This is a genomic window from Pseudomonas sp. T8, from assembly GCF_024610635.1.
GTDB lineage: Bacteria > Pseudomonadota > Gammaproteobacteria > Pseudomonadales > Pseudomonadaceae > Aquipseudomonas > Aquipseudomonas chlororaphis_I.
In genome coordinates, this window is sequence record NZ_CP102374.1 from 5,528,295 (window position 1) to 5,543,324 (window position 15,030).

General features: G+C 58.1%; 16 protein-coding genes. 12 read left to right on the forward strand and 4 right to left on the reverse strand.

Annotation, left to right across the window (positions count from 1 at the left end; genetic code table 11):
• Nucleotides 1-2: 2 nt before the first annotated feature.
• Nucleotides 3-1,448 carry a site-specific integrase gene (locus tag NRG23_RS25110; RefSeq protein ID WP_257372685.1) on the reverse strand — a complete coding sequence of 482 codons (1,446 nt, stop codon included), beginning with the start codon at nt 1,446-1,448 and terminating at the stop codon, nt 3-5.
• 78 nt (nt 1,449-1,526) lie between these two features.
• Here NRG23_RS25110 and NRG23_RS25115 point away from each other — a divergent pair, with 78 nt between their 5' ends.
• Nucleotides 1,527-2,099, forward strand: coding sequence for an MBL fold metallo-hydrolase (locus NRG23_RS25115; RefSeq protein ID WP_257375091.1), 573 nt, complete (start codon nt 1,527-1,529; stop codon nt 2,097-2,099).
• A gap of 114 nt (nt 2,100-2,213) precedes the next feature.
• Nucleotides 2,214-2,945: an OmpA family protein gene (locus NRG23_RS25120; RefSeq protein WP_257372686.1), complete on the forward strand. Its 732-nt coding sequence runs from the start codon at nt 2,214-2,216 to the stop codon at nt 2,943-2,945.
• A gap of 183 nt (nt 2,946-3,128) precedes the next feature.
• Here NRG23_RS25120 and NRG23_RS25125 read toward each other — a convergent pair whose 3' ends face one another.
• On the reverse strand, nt 3,129-3,563 hold the full coding sequence (locus NRG23_RS25125; RefSeq protein ID WP_007928428.1) for a YhcB family protein: 435 nt from the start codon (nt 3,561-3,563) through the stop codon (nt 3,129-3,131).
• A gap of 144 nt (nt 3,564-3,707) precedes the next feature.
• On the opposite strand from NRG23_RS25125, the gene NRG23_RS25130 reads away from it, so the two are divergent.
• The 3 genes from NRG23_RS25130 to zapE all read left to right on the forward strand — a co-directional run bounded on the left by NRG23_RS25130 (nt 3,708) and on the right by zapE (nt 6,899).
• Nucleotides 3,708-4,337, forward strand: coding sequence for an alpha/beta hydrolase (locus tag NRG23_RS25130; RefSeq protein ID WP_016703548.1), 630 nt, complete (start codon nt 3,708-3,710; stop codon nt 4,335-4,337).
• Between the two features lie 24 nt (nt 4,338-4,361).
• On the forward strand, nt 4,362-5,717 hold the full coding sequence (locus NRG23_RS25135) for a tryptophan--tRNA ligase (protein WP_053269874.1): 1,356 nt from the start codon (nt 4,362-4,364) through the stop codon (nt 5,715-5,717).
• Between the two features lie 87 nt (nt 5,718-5,804).
• Nucleotides 5,805-6,899, forward strand: a complete 1,095-nt coding sequence (gene zapE / locus NRG23_RS25140; protein ID WP_007928431.1) for a cell division protein ZapE — start codon at nt 5,805-5,807, stop codon at nt 6,897-6,899.
• Between the two features lie 47 nt (nt 6,900-6,946).
• Here zapE and NRG23_RS25145 read toward each other — a convergent pair whose 3' ends face one another.
• Nucleotides 6,947-7,846, reverse strand: coding sequence for a GlxA family transcriptional regulator (locus NRG23_RS25145; RefSeq protein WP_172666974.1), 900 nt, complete (start codon nt 7,844-7,846; stop codon nt 6,947-6,949).
• A gap of 244 nt (nt 7,847-8,090) precedes the next feature.
• Here NRG23_RS25145 and NRG23_RS25150 point away from each other — a divergent pair, with 244 nt between their 5' ends.
• Entirely contained in the window at nt 8,091-9,227 is a 1,137-nt protein-coding gene (locus NRG23_RS25150; protein ID WP_124314342.1) for an acyl-CoA dehydrogenase family protein, read from the forward strand.
• 63 nt (nt 9,228-9,290) lie between these two features.
• On the opposite strand, the gene NRG23_RS25155 is transcribed toward NRG23_RS25150, so the two are convergent.
• Entirely contained in the window at nt 9,291-10,328 is a 1,038-nt protein-coding gene (locus tag NRG23_RS25155) for an NADP(H)-dependent aldo-keto reductase (protein ID WP_009050728.1), read from the reverse strand.
• 246 nt (nt 10,329-10,574) lie between these two features.
• Between NRG23_RS25155 and rplM the strand changes: the two genes are divergently transcribed.
• From rplM to NRG23_RS25185, 6 genes are all read left to right on the forward strand, one after another.
• A complete protein-coding gene (gene rplM, locus NRG23_RS25160) occupies nt 10,575-11,003 on the forward strand; it encodes a 50S ribosomal protein L13 (RefSeq protein WP_007928449.1) in 429 nt (142 codons plus the stop codon).
• Between the two features lie 14 nt (nt 11,004-11,017).
• Nucleotides 11,018-11,410: a 30S ribosomal protein S9 gene (rpsI, locus tag NRG23_RS25165; RefSeq protein WP_003228056.1), complete on the forward strand. Its 393-nt coding sequence runs from the start codon at nt 11,018-11,020 to the stop codon at nt 11,408-11,410.
• A gap of 257 nt (nt 11,411-11,667) precedes the next feature.
• Nucleotides 11,668-12,261: a ubiquinol-cytochrome c reductase iron-sulfur subunit gene (gene petA, locus NRG23_RS25170; RefSeq protein WP_007928454.1), complete on the forward strand. Its 594-nt coding sequence runs from the start codon at nt 11,668-11,670 to the stop codon at nt 12,259-12,261.
• On the forward strand, nt 12,261-13,472 hold the full coding sequence (locus NRG23_RS25175) for a cytochrome bc complex cytochrome b subunit (RefSeq protein WP_007928456.1): 1,212 nt from the start codon (nt 12,261-12,263) through the stop codon (nt 13,470-13,472). The genes petA and NRG23_RS25175 overlap by 1 nt, the downstream gene beginning before the upstream one ends.
• The gene (locus NRG23_RS25180) at nt 13,472-14,254 is read left to right on the forward strand and encodes a cytochrome c1 (RefSeq protein WP_009050727.1); all 783 of its coding nucleotides are present in this window, start codon (nt 13,472-13,474) and stop codon (nt 14,252-14,254) included. Before NRG23_RS25175 ends, NRG23_RS25180 begins: the two co-directional genes overlap by 1 nt.
• A 151-nt stretch (nt 14,255-14,405) precedes the next feature.
• A complete protein-coding gene (locus NRG23_RS25185) occupies nt 14,406-15,023 on the forward strand; it encodes a glutathione S-transferase N-terminal domain-containing protein (protein ID WP_007928460.1) in 618 nt (205 codons plus the stop codon).
• The last annotated feature ends 7 nt before the right edge of the window (nt 15,024-15,030 follow it).

Consider the following 15,030-nt stretch of genomic DNA (forward strand, 5'->3'; position numbering starts at 1 on the left):
TGTCACGTAAGCCTTACATATTTGAATAGGGCTTGTTCGAACTCGCTCTCTACCTGTGACTTCCATTCTAGTCTTGATTTATAGTTTAGATATTGCATTGTTGTTGACTTGTCACGATGGCCCATGCGCTGTTGAACATAGTCTATGGCAGCTGTGATTGCCCTGTTACCAAGATGTTTTAGCTGACTTTCAAGAAGGTTCATCCCGAAAGTCGCCCTGAGATCATGAAATGTGAAATTCTGAAACTCAGGTTCCTCCTTGCGTATACGGGGAATTAGTATTTCGATGATATGTTGCCGAATTGATCCGCCGTCCTGAATCGAAACCTCGCTTGCTCGATCGGTTAATAGCGTATTGCGGCTTACCAATGAGTTCTGCCTGTCGTAAAGTTCTCTTTTGCTAGTGTAGTATGGAATTCCATTCTTACTTAAGAAAAGGTAGTTGTCATCAGTGTCCCCATAGAACGAGCGCTTGCGACGCTTTACTGCTTCCGGACTGCGGCTGTAAATTATCATGTCTCTAACTAGCCAGCCGGGTACGAGTAACGTCAATGGCGTGCCTCGTTTGGTGTCAATGCAGGTTCCTGATCCAACACTGAGCCGCAAGTTTCCGTCTCCATCTAAATTTCCATACAAATGCCTGGTCCTAATCGTTCCAGCCGTCTGCATCCGTGCACCTGTAAACAAGGCGAAATAAAATATAAGTTGGTACTCGCGAGAAGAAGATAGTAATGCTTTCAAAATCAATATTTGATGACTTAACACCAGCGGGCGAAGAGAGCCACCATCCCGTATATATTCTGCGGGAAGATTGTTCCTAGGCGTCTTGATAGCTAGGTTGTGAGATTTTACATTTATAGCGTTTTGAGTTCCGAATCCAGAGGTTACGATAATTTTCTTGACTACATCTTCGAAGGGCAGGTGTGGGATCTCCTCTTTATGAATTATATTCCAGTCTATTATTGATCTATAAAATATGGCAATTGCGTTTATCCTCGCACCTGCAGTGCTGGTTGATATTTCTCCTAGGTCTCGCAATTCAATAAGATGCTTGTGATAGCGGAAGGTTGCCTTGAGTCTGTTGTTTTTCGGAAGGTATAGATAGTCTAGACCTTCGTCTTCTAGAAATCGTAAGTAATTAAGTAGGTGGTCGGCGATTCCACGAAAGGTTCTAGATTCGTATCCGCTCTCTCGTTGAAGTTTAGTTGTTAAGTATAAGTTTGCGATTCGCCAAGGCTCTCCGTTCCCCTGAATAATAACCGGGAAGTTTGGATAGTAACCATCCTCACCACCTAACGTTACGTATTCAGTTGGACCACTAAAGACAGCCTCATTTTCAGCGGCAGAATAGCTGACTTGTAATAACTGAAATTCGGGTATGAGAACCCGATGAGCCTGGGAGCTGTAGCGGTCCCTGCTGCGAGATTTGGATTGCTTGGAACGCATCATGCACTCATCCTTTTGGTCGCTTGTCCACATGCTTCTACATGTGGATATAGGTGTCAAAGGGTCTACATGTAGACTGTCATCGGCGACCCTGTTACAAAAAAGGCCATCGTCGTCGACCCGGGCGGCAACCCCGACCTGATCATGGCGCGGCTCGACGCGCTGGGGCTGAAGGTGGTGAGCATCATTCATACCCATGCTCACCTGGATCACTTCCTGGCCTCCGGGCAGATGAAGGAGAAAACCGGCGCGACCCTGCACCTGCACAAGGAGGATCAGTTCCTCTGGGACAACCTGGAGATGCAGTGCGGCATGTTCGGCGTGCCTTACACGCCGGTACCGGCGCCGGATCGCTGGCTGGCGGACGACGAAGAGCTGGCCTGCGGCTGCGGCGTGGCCCTGCATACGCCGGGGCATACCCCAGGTTCCATGAGCTTCTGGTTCGCAGAGGCTAAGCTACTGATTGCCGGCGACACCTTGTTCAAGCGCGGGGTAGGGCGCACGGACCTGTGGGGTGGCGACCAGGCCACCATCGTGCGTTCGATCAAGCAGCGTCTGTACACCCTCGATGAAGACGCGACCGTGGTGGCCGGGCATGGTCCGGACACCCGCCTGGGCGATGAAATGCGTGAGAATCCCTTTGTCAGGGCCTGACATTTGCTGTCAAAAGTTTCACGGAATTTTTGTCATTGGCCGTGTTCAAACGCCTGCAAAGGTCTGTTGCCAACGTCCGCTGCATCACAGAATGAAAAAAGTAGGAGCTTCTCCATGTTCACCTCGCGTCGTTTGATCGTTGTTGCTACTGCTGTGGCCTTGTTGTCCGGCTGTGCTTCGCCTAACCCCTATGACAATCAGGGGCAGGCCGACGGCTCCACGGGCATGAGCAAAACTGCAAAATACGGTGGCTTGGGTGCCTTGGCCGGTGCGCTGGCCGGTGCCGCCATCGACCACAACAACCGTGGCAAGGGCGCGCTGATTGGCGCCGCGGTAGTCGGTGCTTCCGCCGCCGGCTACGGCTACTACGCCGACCAGCAGGAAAAGAAACTGCGTGCCAGCATGGCCAATACCGGGGTCGAAGTGCAGCGCCAGGGCGATCAGATCAAGCTGATCATGCCGGGTAACATCACGTTCGCCACCGATTCGGCGAACATCGCTCCAAGCTTCTATCAGCCGCTGAACAACCTGGCCAACTCCCTCAAGGAGTTCAATCAGAACCAGATCGAAATCGTCGGCTACACCGACAGCACCGGCAGCCGCCAGCACAACATGGACCTGTCCCAGCGTCGCGCCCAGAGCGTGGCGACCTACCTGACCTCGCAAGGTGTCAGCGATGCCAACCTGTCGGCCCGTGGCGCTGGCCCGGATAACCCGATCGCCAGCAACAGCGACGTCAATGGCCGTGCGCAGAACCGTCGAGTGGAAGTGAACCTCAAGGCGATTCCTGGCCAGCAGTATGGTGGTCAGCAGCAACAGCCGGGTACGGTTCAGCAGTATCCGTAACTGATCGCTTGAATGAAGAAATGCCCGATCCTGTGATCGGGCATTTTTGTGTGCGGCCTTTGCCGGCCTCTTCGCGGGCTTGCCCGCGAAGAGGTCCGATCAGCCGCTATCCAATCACCAGATACAAAAAAGCCCCCGGACAACCGAATTGTCCGGGGGCTTTTTATTGGACGCGAAGCCTGATTACTTCTTCAGACCATAATGCTCGTCGAGCATGCCAGGCGCGTTAGGCGTCTTTGGCGCGTAGTCCCGTGGCGGTTCCTGGTCGCGCGGCGGCGTCAGGCGTTCCCGTGGAGCCTGCACCGAGTCGGAGTGCAGCGCGGCCAGCAGGCGTTGGCGGGTCAGCTCGTCCAGGGCCAGGCGGTTGGCGCCCTCGGCGAGATGGTCCTGCACTTCCTGATAGCTTTGAGTGAGTTTTTTCACCAGGGTGGCGGTGCTGTTGAAGTGGGTGACCACTTCGTTCTGATAGCTGTCAAAACGTTCCTGAATATCATCCAGCTGACGTTGCGTGCGGTTAGGCGCGGCATTCGGCAGCAGGCGAGCGACCAGAAATCCAATGGCGACACCCGCGATCAGGGCAAGAGTCGGCAACAACCAAACTAAGAGCGAGTGTTCCACGAGTCCTTCCTCTATAAACGGCTTTGCTTTACGTTAACGGCTCGAACCTGCGCTGTATACCGCGATTCACTCGCAATAGATTGGCACAGACAATTTGCTAGACGAGTCGACCCGATTCGAGGTCACGGAGTTCCTTCCTTGCTTATGCGTGAAACCCCCGTAGTGATTGCCGGCCCGGTCGGTCAACTGGAAGCCCTGTATCTGGATGTCGCCGACGCCCGTGGCGTGGCGCTGATCTGCCATCCGAACCCGGTGCAGGGCGGCACCATGCTCAACAAGGTGGTCTCGACCCTGCAACGTACGGCGCGCGACGCCGGCCTGATCACCTTGCGTTTCAACTACCGTGGCGTCGGCGCCAGCGAAGGCAGCCACGACATGGGCAGCGGTGAAGTCGACGACGCGCAGGCGGCTGCCGAATGGCTGCGGGCCAGGCACCCGGATCTGCCGATGACCCTGCTCGGTTTCTCCTTCGGCGGCTTCGTCGCCGCCAGCCTCGGTGGGCGCCTGGAAGCCCGCGGCGAACAGCTCAAGCACCTGTTCATGGTCGCCGCTGCGGTGATGCGTCTGCGCGACAGCGACCTGCTGCCGCAGAACTGCCCGCTGACCCTGATCCAGCCGGAAACCGACGAAGTGGTCGACCCGCAACTGGTCTACGACTGGTCCGACGCGCTTGAGCGCCCCCATGAGCTGCTGAAAGTGGCAGAATGCGGACACTTTTTTCATGGCAAGCTCACTGATCTCAAGGATCTGGTGCTGCCACGACTCTCGAATTGATTGCAGTCTGATAAGCGATTACCCATGACTACTCGTACGCGCATCCTCACCGGCATCACCACCACCGGCACGCCGCACCTGGGCAACTACGCCGGCGCCATCCGCCCGGCGATCCTCGCCAGCCGCGACAGCAATGCCGATTCGTTCTACTTTCTGGCCGACTATCACGCCCTGATCAAGTGCGACGACCCGCTGCGTATCCAGCGCTCGCGCCTGGAAATCGCCGCGACCTGGCTGGCCGGTGGCCTGGATGTGGAGCGCGTGACTTTCTATCGCCAGTCGGACATCCCGGAAATCCCGGAGCTGACCTGGTTGCTGACCTGCGTGGCGGCCAAGGGCCTGCTCAACCGCGCCCACGCCTACAAGGCTTCGGTGGATAAAAACGTCGAAACCGGTGAAGACCCGGATGCCGGCATCACCATGGGCCTGTACAGCTACCCGGTGCTGATGGCCGCGGACATCCTGATGTTCAACGCGCACAAGGTGCCGGTCGGTCGCGACCAGATCCAGCACGTGGAAATGGCCCGTGACATCGGCCAGCGCTTCAACCACCTGTTCGGCCAGGGCAAGGAGTTCTTCACCATGCCCGAGGCGCTGATCGAGGAAAGCGTCGCCACCTTGCCGGGCCTCGATGGCCGCAAGATGTCCAAGAGCTACGACAACACCATCCCGTTGTTCAGCAGCGCCAAGGAGATGAAGGACGCGATCTCGCGCATCGTCACCGACTCCCGAGCTCCTGGCGAAGCCAAGGACCCGGACAACGCGCACCTGTTCACCCTGTTCCAGGCCTTCGCGACACAGGCCCAGGCTGACGAATTCCGCAGCGAACTGCTGCAGGGCCTGGGTTGGGGCGAGGCGAAGAATCGTCTGTTCCAGCTGCTGGACAACCAGCTGGGCGAAGCGCGCGAGCGTTATCACCAGTTGATCGAACGCCCTTCGGACCTGGAAGACATCCTCCAGGCCGGCGCCAAGAAAGCCCGCGCCGTGGCCACCCCGTTCCTCAACGAACTGCGTGAGGCCGTGGGCCTGCGTTCGTTCGTCAACCAGGTGCAAGTGGCGGCGACCACCAAGAAGAAAGCGGCCAAGGCCGCGCGCTTCGTCAGCTTCCGTGAAGACGACGGCAGCTTCCGTTTCCGCCTGCTGGCCGCCGATGGCGAGCAGCTGTTGCTGTCGCGCAACTTCGCCGACGGCAAGACTGCGGGTGCCGTGACCAAGCAACTGCAAGCCGGCCAGGCTCTGGAACTGCGCAGCGAAGCGCTGAGTTTCAGCGTCTGGCTGGAAGGTGAGTGCGTGGCCGACAGCCCGGCCTTTGCCGACGCGGCGGCCCGCGATGCGGCGATCGATGCACTGCGTGTCGCCCTGACGCCTGTGCAGGACTAACCGCAATCTCCCGACCAAGGGCTGATTGCCATTCTCAAGGGCCGTCGCTACAGTGACGGCCCGTTTTTGTTGCCTTGCTAACGAATTATGACGCCCCTAGAACGATACCAAGCTGATCTGAAACGCCCGGAGTTCTTCCACGACGCTGCGCAGGAAACCGCCGTGCGTCATTTGCAGCGCCTGTACGACGATCTGATCGCCGCGTCGAACAACAAGCCGGGCCTGCTGGGCAAGCTGTTTGGCAAGAAAGACCAGGTGCCGGTCAAGGGCCTGTACTTCTGGGGCGGGGTAGGGCGTGGCAAGACGTATCTGGTCGATACCTTCTTTGAAGCCCTGCCGTTCAAGCAGAAGGTCCGTACTCACTTCCACCGCTTCATGAAGCGTGTGCACGAAGAGATGAAGACCCTGGGCGGCGAGAAGAACCCGCTGACCATCATCGCCAAGCGTTTCGCCGATGAGGCCCGGGTGATCTGCTTCGACGAATTTTTCGTCTCCGACATTACCGACGCCATGATCCTCGGCACGCTGATGGAAGAGTTGTTCAAGAACGGCGTGACCCTGGTGGCCACCTCGAACATCGTGCCGGACGGTCTGTACAAGGATGGCCTGCAACGGGCGCGCTTCCTGCCGGCCATTGCCCTGATCAAGCAGCATACCGAAATCGTCAACGTCGATAGCGGTGTCGACTACCGTCTGCGTCATCTGGAGCAGGCCGAACTGTTCCACTTCCCGCTGGACGAAGCGGCCCACGAAAGCCTGCGCAAGAGCTTCCGCGCGCTGACGCCGGAATGCACCCAGGCGGTGGAAAACGATGTGCTGATCGTCGAGAACCGCGAAATCCGCGCCCTGCGTACCTGTGATGACGTGGCTTGGTTCGACTTCCGTGAACTGTGCGACGGTCCGCGCAGCCAGAACGACTACATCGAGCTGGGCAAGATCTTCCACGCTGTGCTGGTCAGTGGTGTCGAGCAGATGAGCGTCGCCACCGACGACATCGCCCGTCGCTTCATCAACATGGTCGACGAGTTCTATGACCGTAACGTCAAGCTGATCATTTCCGCTGAAGTCGAGCTCAAGGACCTGTACACCGGCGGTCGCCTGACCTTCGAGTTCCAGCGCACCCTCAGCCGTCTGCTGGAAATGCAGTCCCACGAGTTCCTCTCACGGGCGCACAAGCCTTAACGGTTGTCTGGATAAAAGAAGGGCCTGCATTGCAGGCCCTTTTTCATTTATGCGGCTTGTTGGTGAAACTGCTGCCGGTACTGGTTCGGTGACAGCTCGGTGTGCTGGCGGAACAGGCGGGCGAAGAAGCTCGCATCGTCATAGCCGACCTCATAGCTGATGGTCTTGATGCTCTTGCGCGTTCCCGAGAGCAGGCCCTTGGCGGTTTCGATACGCAGGCGTTGCAGGTAATGCAGGGGCTTGTCGCCGGTGGCGGTCTGGAAGCGCCGCATGAAATTGCGAATGCTCATGCCATGTTCCCGGGCCACGTCCTCGAAGCGGAACTTGTCGGCGAAGTGCTCTTCGAGCCAGTGCTGGATCTGCAGGATGATCACGTCCTGGTGCAGCTTCTGGCCGCCGAAGCCAATACGCCCCGGGGAATAGCTGCGCTGCACTTCATAGAGAATGTCGCGGGCCACGGCCTGGGCGACGTTGGCGCCGCAGAAGCGCTCGATCAGGTAGATGTACAGGTCGCAGGCCGAGGTGGTGCCGCCGGCGCAATACAGGTTGTCGGCGTCGGTCAGGTGCTTGTCCTGATTGAGCTGGACCTTGGGGAAGCGCTCGCTGAAGGCATTGAAGAAGCGCCAGTAAGTGGTGGCTTCCTTGCCGTCGAGCAGCCCGGCCTCGGCCAGCCAGAACACCCCGGTGGCCTCTCCGCAGAGCACCGCGCCGCGGGCATGTTGCTGGCGCAGCCAGGGCAGGATCTGTGGATAACGTTGGCAGAGAGTTTCGAAATCGTCCCAGAACGCCGGGAGGATGATCACATCGGTATCTTCCAGGGCGCCGTCCACCGGGAGCATCACGTTGCTGAAACTGCACACCGGTTTTCCGTCCGGGCTGACCAGGCGGGTTTCGAATGCCGGGGTCAGGCCCTGGCCCAGCTGCTTGCCGTAGCGCAGGCTGGCCAGATGGAAGAAGTCCTTGGCTTGCATGAGGGTGGAGGCGAAAACCCGGTCGATCGCCAGGATGCTGACGCGCCGCAAGGGCGTGGAGGTTTGGTTAGACATAATTCAATTGTTCTTATAGGGGAAAGTGGTCACCAGACGGCTGGATCGTCTTATTTTTTGTCGGATGTGTCCAGTGTCCTGTGTCGTACGCGTGGGCTTAGGCTCTGTGGGCCAATCCCGGCTAACAATAACGACAGGTGGCCCCATGATCCCCAGAACCTTGTTCAGCTCCGAGCACGAACTCTTTCGTGACAGCGTGCGTACCTTCCTGGAAAAGGAGGCCGTGCCGTTCCATGGGCAATGGGAAAAACAGGGCTACATCGACCGCGCCTTGTGGAACAAGGCCGGTGAGGCGGGCATGCTCTGCTCCCATCTCCCCGAGGAGTACGGCGGGCTGGGGGCTGACTTCCTCTATAGCGCGGTGGTGATCGAGGAAGTGGGGCGTCTCGGCCTGACCGGCATCGGCTTCTCCCTGCATTCCGACATCGTCGCGCCCTACATCCTGCATTACGGCAGCGAGGCGCTGAAACACAAGTACCTGCCGAAACTGGTATCTGGCGAGATGGTCACGGCCATTGCCATGACCGAGCCGGGCGCTGGTTCCGACCTGCAAGGGGTCAAGACCACCGCGGTGCTGGACGGTGACGACTATGTGATCAACGGCTCGAAGACTTTTATTACCAACGGCTATCTGGCCGATCTGGTGATTGTCGTGGCCAAGACCGATCCCAAGGCCGGCGCCAAGGGCACCAGCCTGTTCCTGGTGGAGGCGGATACGCCCGGTTTCTCCAAGGGCAAGCGCCTGGAAAAGGTCGGCATGAAGGCCCAGGACACGTCGGAGCTGTTCTTCCAGGATGTTCGCGTACCCAAGGAAAACCTGCTGGGGCAGGCCGGCGCGGGCTTTGCCTATCTGATGCAGGAGCTGCCCCAGGAGCGCCTGACGGTGGCTGTGGGTGGCCTGGCGTCAGCCGAGGCGGCATTGCAGTGGACCCTGGAATACACCCGCGAGCGCAAGGCCTTCGGCAAATCGATCGCCGATTTCCAGAACACCCGCTTCAAGCTGGCGGAAATGGCCACCGAGATTCAGATCGGTCGGGTGTTCGTCGACCGCTGCCTGGAATTGCACCTGCAAGGCAAGCTCGACGTACCGACCGCCGCCATGGCCAAGTACTGGGGCACGGACCTGCAGTGCAAGGTGCTCGACGAGTGCGTGCAGTTGCATGGCGGCTACGGCTTCATGTGGGAATACCCGGTGGCCCGGGCCTGGGCGGATGCGCGAGTGCAGCGGATCTATGCCGGGACCAATGAGATCATGAAGGAGATCATCGCGCGTTCCCTGTAGCGCGTTGTCTCCTGCGTAGAGGCGAGCTTGGCGGGCCAGCTCGCTTCTAGGCGGGAGGGCAGGTTACGGCGCCGGGTTCGGGTGGTCCTTGTGGATCGCCTCGATGCCGGCCAGCACCTCATTCGACAGCTTCAACTCAAGACTGGCGATGTTGCTGTCCAGTTGCTCAAGGGTGGTCGCGCCGATGATGTTGCTGGTGACGAACGGTTGCTGGGTGACGAATGCCAGAGCCATTTGCGCCGGGTCCAGGCCGTGTTCGCGGGCCAGGGCGACATAACGGCTGCAGGCCGCTTCCGATTGCGGGTTGAAGTAGCGACTGAAGCGGCTGTACAGGCTCAGGCGGCCTTTGGCCGGGCGCGCGCCGCCTTCGTATTTGCCGGAGAGGAAGCCGAACGCCAGGGGCGAATAGGCCAGCAATCCACATTGTTCGCGAATGGCGATTTCCGCCAGGCCCACTTCAAAGCTGCGGTTGAGCAGGTTGTACGGGTTCTGGATCGATACCGCCCGTGGCCAGCCGCGGCTCTCGGCCAGGGCCAGGAACTTCATGGTGCCCCAGGGCGTTTCGTTGGACAGGCCGATGTGACGGATCTTGCCGGCCTTGACCTGTTCGTCCAGGGCTTCGAGGGTTTCCTCCAGCGGGGTGAAGTCTTCTTCCTTGTGCTTGTAGCCCAGTTGGCCGAAGAAGTTGGTGCTGCGCTCCGGCCAATGTAGCTGGTAGAGGTCGATCCAGTCGGTCTGCAGGCGCTCGAGGCTGGCGTCCACGGCTTGGACTATGTGCTTGCGGTTGTGTTTGAGCTGCTTGTCGCGGATGTAGTCGATGGTATTGCCGGGACCGGCGATCTTGCTGGCGAGGATCCAGTCGGCGCGATCGCCGCGAGCCTTGAACCAGTTACCGATGTAGCGCTCGGTGGTGGCATAGGTTTCGGCCTTTGGCGGCACCGGGTACATCTCGGCGGTGTCGATGAAATTGATCCCCGCAGCCTTGGCCCGTTCGATCTGGGCGAAGGCCTCGGACTCGCTATTTTGCTCGCCCCAGGTCATGGTTCCCAGGCAGATTGCGCTCACGTTCAGGTCGGTCCGGCCTAGCTGGCGATAGTCCATCGGGTGCTCCTTCGGCAAAACAATCATAAAAGCAGGTTGAATTTTTTTTCGCAATCTGCATAATTCCGCAGCTCTTTCTGCAGTGGAAGTGATGCGCCGCCTGCCGAAGAATCTTGCCGTATAACGGACGCGCTGACCCGAGCCCCCGATAGCGTCTGTATCCGGCTGCCTTTGACTTGTCAAAGTACGCACTATTCAGTAAGATCCGCCGTCTAATTTACAGGGCGGCCCCTGAGGCTATAAAGAATGAAAACTTTTACTGCTAAACCGGAAACAGTTAAGCGCGACTGGTTTGTCGTCGACGCTGCTGGTCAGACCCTGGGTCGTCTGGCCACCGAAATCGCGAGCCGTCTGCGTGGCAAGCACAAGCCTGAGTACACCCCTCACGTCGACACCGGTGACTACATCGTCGTGATCAACGCTGAGCAAGTACGTGTTACTGGCGCTAAAACCACTGACAAAATGTACTACTCCCACTCCGGTTTCCCGGGCGGCATCAAGTCGATCAACTTTGAAAAGCTGATCGCCAAGGCCCCTGAGCGCGTGATCGAGACCGCGGTAAAAGGCATGCTGCCTAAGAACCCGCTGGGTCGCGACATGTACCGTAAGCTGAAAGTCTATGCGGGCGCTGCACACCCTCATACTGCTCAGCAGCCCCAAGAACTGAAGATTTAACGGAATAGTTCATTATGTCGGCGACTCAAAATTACGGCACTGGCCGTCGCAAGACTGCAACCGCACGCGTTTTCCTGCGTCCGGGCACTGGTAACATCTCCATCAACAACCGCTCCCTGGATAACTTCTTCGGCCGCGAAACTGCCCGCATGGTAGTTCGTCAGCCGCTGGAACTGACCGAGACCGTCGAGAAGTTCGACATCTACGTCACCGTTATCGGCGGTGGTGTGAGTGGCCAAGCTGGCGCAATCCGCCACGGCATCACTCGCGCTCTGATGGATTACGACGAAACTCTGCGCAGCGCTCTGCGTAAAGCCGGTTTCGTAACCCGTGACGCACGTGAAGTTGAACGTAAGAAAGTTGGTCTGCGTAAAGCGCGTAAGCGTCCGCAGTACTCGAAGCGTTAATTCGCTTTCGCGTTCAAAAGAACGCCCAGTCTCCTCGTGGAGCTGGGCGTTTTTTTATGGGTGACTATTTTACAGTGTGACAACTTGCCACATCTGCAGAGCCCCTATACTACAGGGCTTGGGGCAGGGCCAAGTTGGTAATTACCTTGTCAGAGTAGGGGCTTTTCATTACCATTCGGCAAAATTTTTATAAGTTCAGATTTTTACTTAGTAGATGCCTGATTTAACAGGCCACAAAGCTGATGGGAGAGGACTGAATGAGCAATGACGGCGTGAATGCAGGCCGGCGTCGCTTCCTTGTAGCAGCCACATCCGTGGTGGGTGCTGCAGGAGCGGTGGGGGCTGCGGTCCCGTTCGTGGGGTCATGGTTTCCCAGTGCCAAGGCGAAAGCCGCAGGGGCACCGGTGAAAGTGAATATCAGCAAGATCGACCCAGGTCAGCAGATGATTGCTGAGTGGCGTGGTCAGCCGGTATTCATCGTCCGCCGTACACAGGAAATCCTGGGGAATCTCAAAAAGATCGAGGGTCAACTTTCCGACCCCGACTCCAAGAACTCTGTTCAACCAACCTACGTCGACCCGGAAGTGCGTTCGATCAAGCCAGAGATTCTGCTGCTGATCGGTATCTGCACCCACTTGGGTTGCTCGCCGACATTCCGCCCTGAAGTGGCGCCTGCAGATCTGGGCAAGGATTGGGTAGGCGGCTATTTCTGCCCTTGCCACGGTTCCCACTACGATCTGGCTGGTCGCGTCTACAAGTCGCAACCCGCGCCTTTGAACCTGCCAGTACCCCCGCATTCCTATGAGTCGGACGACCTTATTGTCATCGGCGTCGATACGGAGAAAGCGTGATGAGCAAGTTCATGGATTGGGTTGATGCGCGCTTCCCCGCGACCAAAATGTGGGAAGACCATCTCAGCAAGTATTACGCCCCGAAGAACTTCAACTTCTTCTATTTCTTTGGTTCCCTGGCTCTGCTGGTTCTGGTTAACCAGATCGTCACCGGTGTCTGGCTGACCATGAGCTACACCCCGTCGGCAGAAGAAGCTTTCGCTTCCGTCGAATACATCATGCGCGACGTCGAGTACGGCTCGATCCTGCGTCTGCTGCACTCCACCGGCGCTTCGGCGTTCTTCATCGTGGTCTATCTGCACATGTTCCGTGGCCTGCTCTACGGTTCCTACCAGAAGCCGCGTGAGTTGGTGTGGCTGTTCGGCATGCTGATCTACCTGGCGCTGATGGCCGAGGCCTTCATGGGCTACCTGCTGCCTTGGGGGCAGATGTCCTACTGGGGCGCCCAGGTGATTATCTCGCTGTTTGGTGCGATCCCGGTCATCGGTAACGACCTGACCCAGTGGATTCGTGGTGACTACCTGATTTCCGGCATCACCCTGAACCGCTTCTTCGCCTTGCACGTTGTGGCCCTGCCGATCGTGATTCTTGGTCTGGTGGTGCTGCACATCCTGGCGCTGCACGAAGTGGGTTCGAACAACCCGGATGGCGTGGACATCAAGAAGCACAAAGACGAAAACGGCGTACCGCTGGATGGCATCGCGTTCCATCCGTACTACACCGTGAAAGACATCGTCGGTGTGGTGGTGTTCCTGTTCATCTTCTGTTCGATCGTGTTCTTCTTCCCGGAAATGGGTGGTTATTTCCTCGAGAAGCCGAACTTCGAGCAGGCCAACCCGTTCAAGACGCCTGAGCATATCGCCCCGGTTTGGTACTTCACCCCGTTCTACGCGATTCTGCGTGCGGTTCCGGACAAGCTCTTGGGTGTGATTGCGATGGGTGCGGCGATCGCTGTGCTGTTCGTGCTGCCATGGCTTGACCGCAGCCCGGTCAAATCCATGCGCTACAAGGGTTGGCTGAGCAAGATCTGGCTGGTGGTGTTCTGCATCTCGTTCGTGATCCTGGGGATCCTGGGCGTCCTGGCACCGACTCCGGGTCGTACGCTGCTGTCGCAGGTATGTACCTTCCTGTACTTCGCCTACTTCATTCTGATGCCGTTCTACACCAGGCTCGAGAAGACCAAACCGGTTCCGGAAAGGGTGACTGGCTGATGAAAAAGCTATTTGCTGTACTGATTCTTGCTGCTATGCCTGTACTGTCCTTCGCGGCCGCACAAGGTGGTCCCGAGCTGGAAAAAGTCGACATCGACGTCTCCGACAAGGCCGCCATGCAGGATGGCGCGCGGACATTCGCCAACTACTGCATGGGCTGCCACAGCGCCAAGTTCCAGCGCTATGAGCGCGTTGCCGACGATCTGGGGATTCCTCACGATCTGATGATGAGCAAGCTGGTGTTCACCGGTGCAAAAATCGGCGATCACATGAACATCGGCATGCAGCCGGCTGACGCCAAGACCTGGTTCGGTGCGGCTCCGCCCGACCTGACCCTGGTGGCTCGTGTGCGTGGTACCGACTGGCTCTATGGCTACCTGCGTTCCTTCTACGAAGACCCTGCGCGCCCATGGGGCGTGAACAACAAGGTCTTCCCGAACGTGGGCATGCCTAACGTTCTGGTCGGCCTGCAAGGCCGCCAGGTTGTGGGTTGCAAGCAGGTTCAGATCGTCGAAGACGGCAAGAAGCAATACGATCCGCTGACCGGCACCGCTTTGACCCATGAAGCCTGCGACCAGCTGACCGTGCTGCCAAAAACCGGCGCGCTCAACGAAGAACAGTTCAACGAGAAGGTCAAGAACCTGGTGACCTTCCTGGCCTACTCGGCCAACCCGGTCAAGCTGGAGCATCAACGTATCGGCACCTATGTGTTACTGTATCTGGCCTTCTTCTTCGTGTTCGCCTATCTGCTCAAGCGCGAATACTGGAAAGACGTTCATTGATAAAGCTGTAATTCATTGCTGTTAATCGTGCGCGCCCAAGGGCGTCTCTGAAGGTGTAACGAGTCTGGATCATCCAGGCGTTACGGGAGGCGCCCTCTGGGCGCGCTCGTTTTTCTGCTTCCGATAATTTCAACAAGCGAGGAGGACCGCCATGGGCGTGACCAATCGGTTGGCCTGTTACTCCGACCCCGCCGACCACTATTCCCACCGGGTACGTATCGTGCTCGCAGAGAAGGGTGTCAGCGCCGAGATCATCAGTGTGGAGGCGGGGCGTCAGCCGCCGAAGCTGATCGAAGTGAACCCTTACGGCAGTCTGCCCACCCTGGTCGATCGTGACCTGGCGTTGTGGGAGTCGACCGTGGTGATGGAATATCTGGATGAGCGTTACCCGCACCCGCCACTACTGCCGGTTTACCCTGTGGCGCGTGCCAACAGCCGTCTGCTGATCCATCGGATCCAGCGTGACTGGTGTGGGCTGGTGGACCTGATCCTGGATTCCCGGACCAAGGAAGCGGCTCGGGCTCAGGCGCGTAAAGAGCTGCGTGAGAGCCTGACCGGGGTTTCGCCGCTGTTCGCGGAGAAGCCGTTTTTCCTCAGTGAGGAACAAAGTCTGGTGGATTGCTGCCTATTACCAATACTCTGGAGATTACCGATTCTGGGTATTGAATTGCCACGGCAAGCCAAGCCGTTGCTTGATTATATGGAGCGCCAGTTCGCCCGTGAGACGTTCCAGGCAAGTCTGTCTGGCGTCGAACGCGACATGCGCTAAGGCTTAA

What these genes read in the sequence shown, in the direction of transcription:
- NRG23_RS25110 (WP_257372685.1), bottom strand. Translation starts at nt 1,448, where the DNA reads ATGATGCGTTCCAAGCAATCCAAATCTCGCAGCAGGGACCGCTACAGC.
- NRG23_RS25120 (WP_257372686.1), top strand. Translation starts at nt 2,214, where the DNA reads ATGTTCACCTCGCGTCGTTTGATCGTTGTTGCTACTGCTGTGGCCTTG.
- NRG23_RS25130 (WP_016703548.1), top strand. Translation starts at nt 3,708, where the DNA reads ATGCGTGAAACCCCCGTAGTGATTGCCGGCCCGGTCGGTCAACTGGAA.
- NRG23_RS25135 (WP_053269874.1), top strand. Translation starts at nt 4,362, where the DNA reads ATGACTACTCGTACGCGCATCCTCACCGGCATCACCACCACCGGCACG.
- zapE (WP_007928431.1), top strand. Translation starts at nt 5,805, where the DNA reads ATGACGCCCCTAGAACGATACCAAGCTGATCTGAAACGCCCGGAGTTC.
- NRG23_RS25150 (WP_124314342.1), top strand. Translation starts at nt 8,091, where the DNA reads ATGATCCCCAGAACCTTGTTCAGCTCCGAGCACGAACTCTTTCGTGAC.
- NRG23_RS25155 (WP_009050728.1), bottom strand. Translation starts at nt 10,328, where the DNA reads ATGGACTATCGCCAGCTAGGCCGGACCGACCTGAACGTGAGCGCAATC.
- rplM (WP_007928449.1), top strand. Translation starts at nt 10,575, where the DNA reads ATGAAAACTTTTACTGCTAAACCGGAAACAGTTAAGCGCGACTGGTTT.
- rpsI (WP_003228056.1), top strand. Translation starts at nt 11,018, where the DNA reads ATGTCGGCGACTCAAAATTACGGCACTGGCCGTCGCAAGACTGCAACC.
- petA (WP_007928454.1), top strand. Translation starts at nt 11,668, where the DNA reads ATGAGCAATGACGGCGTGAATGCAGGCCGGCGTCGCTTCCTTGTAGCA.
- NRG23_RS25175 (WP_007928456.1), top strand. Translation starts at nt 12,261, where the DNA reads ATGAGCAAGTTCATGGATTGGGTTGATGCGCGCTTCCCCGCGACCAAA.
- NRG23_RS25180 (WP_009050727.1), top strand. Translation starts at nt 13,472, where the DNA reads ATGAAAAAGCTATTTGCTGTACTGATTCTTGCTGCTATGCCTGTACTG.
- NRG23_RS25185 (WP_007928460.1), top strand. Translation starts at nt 14,406, where the DNA reads ATGGGCGTGACCAATCGGTTGGCCTGTTACTCCGACCCCGCCGACCAC.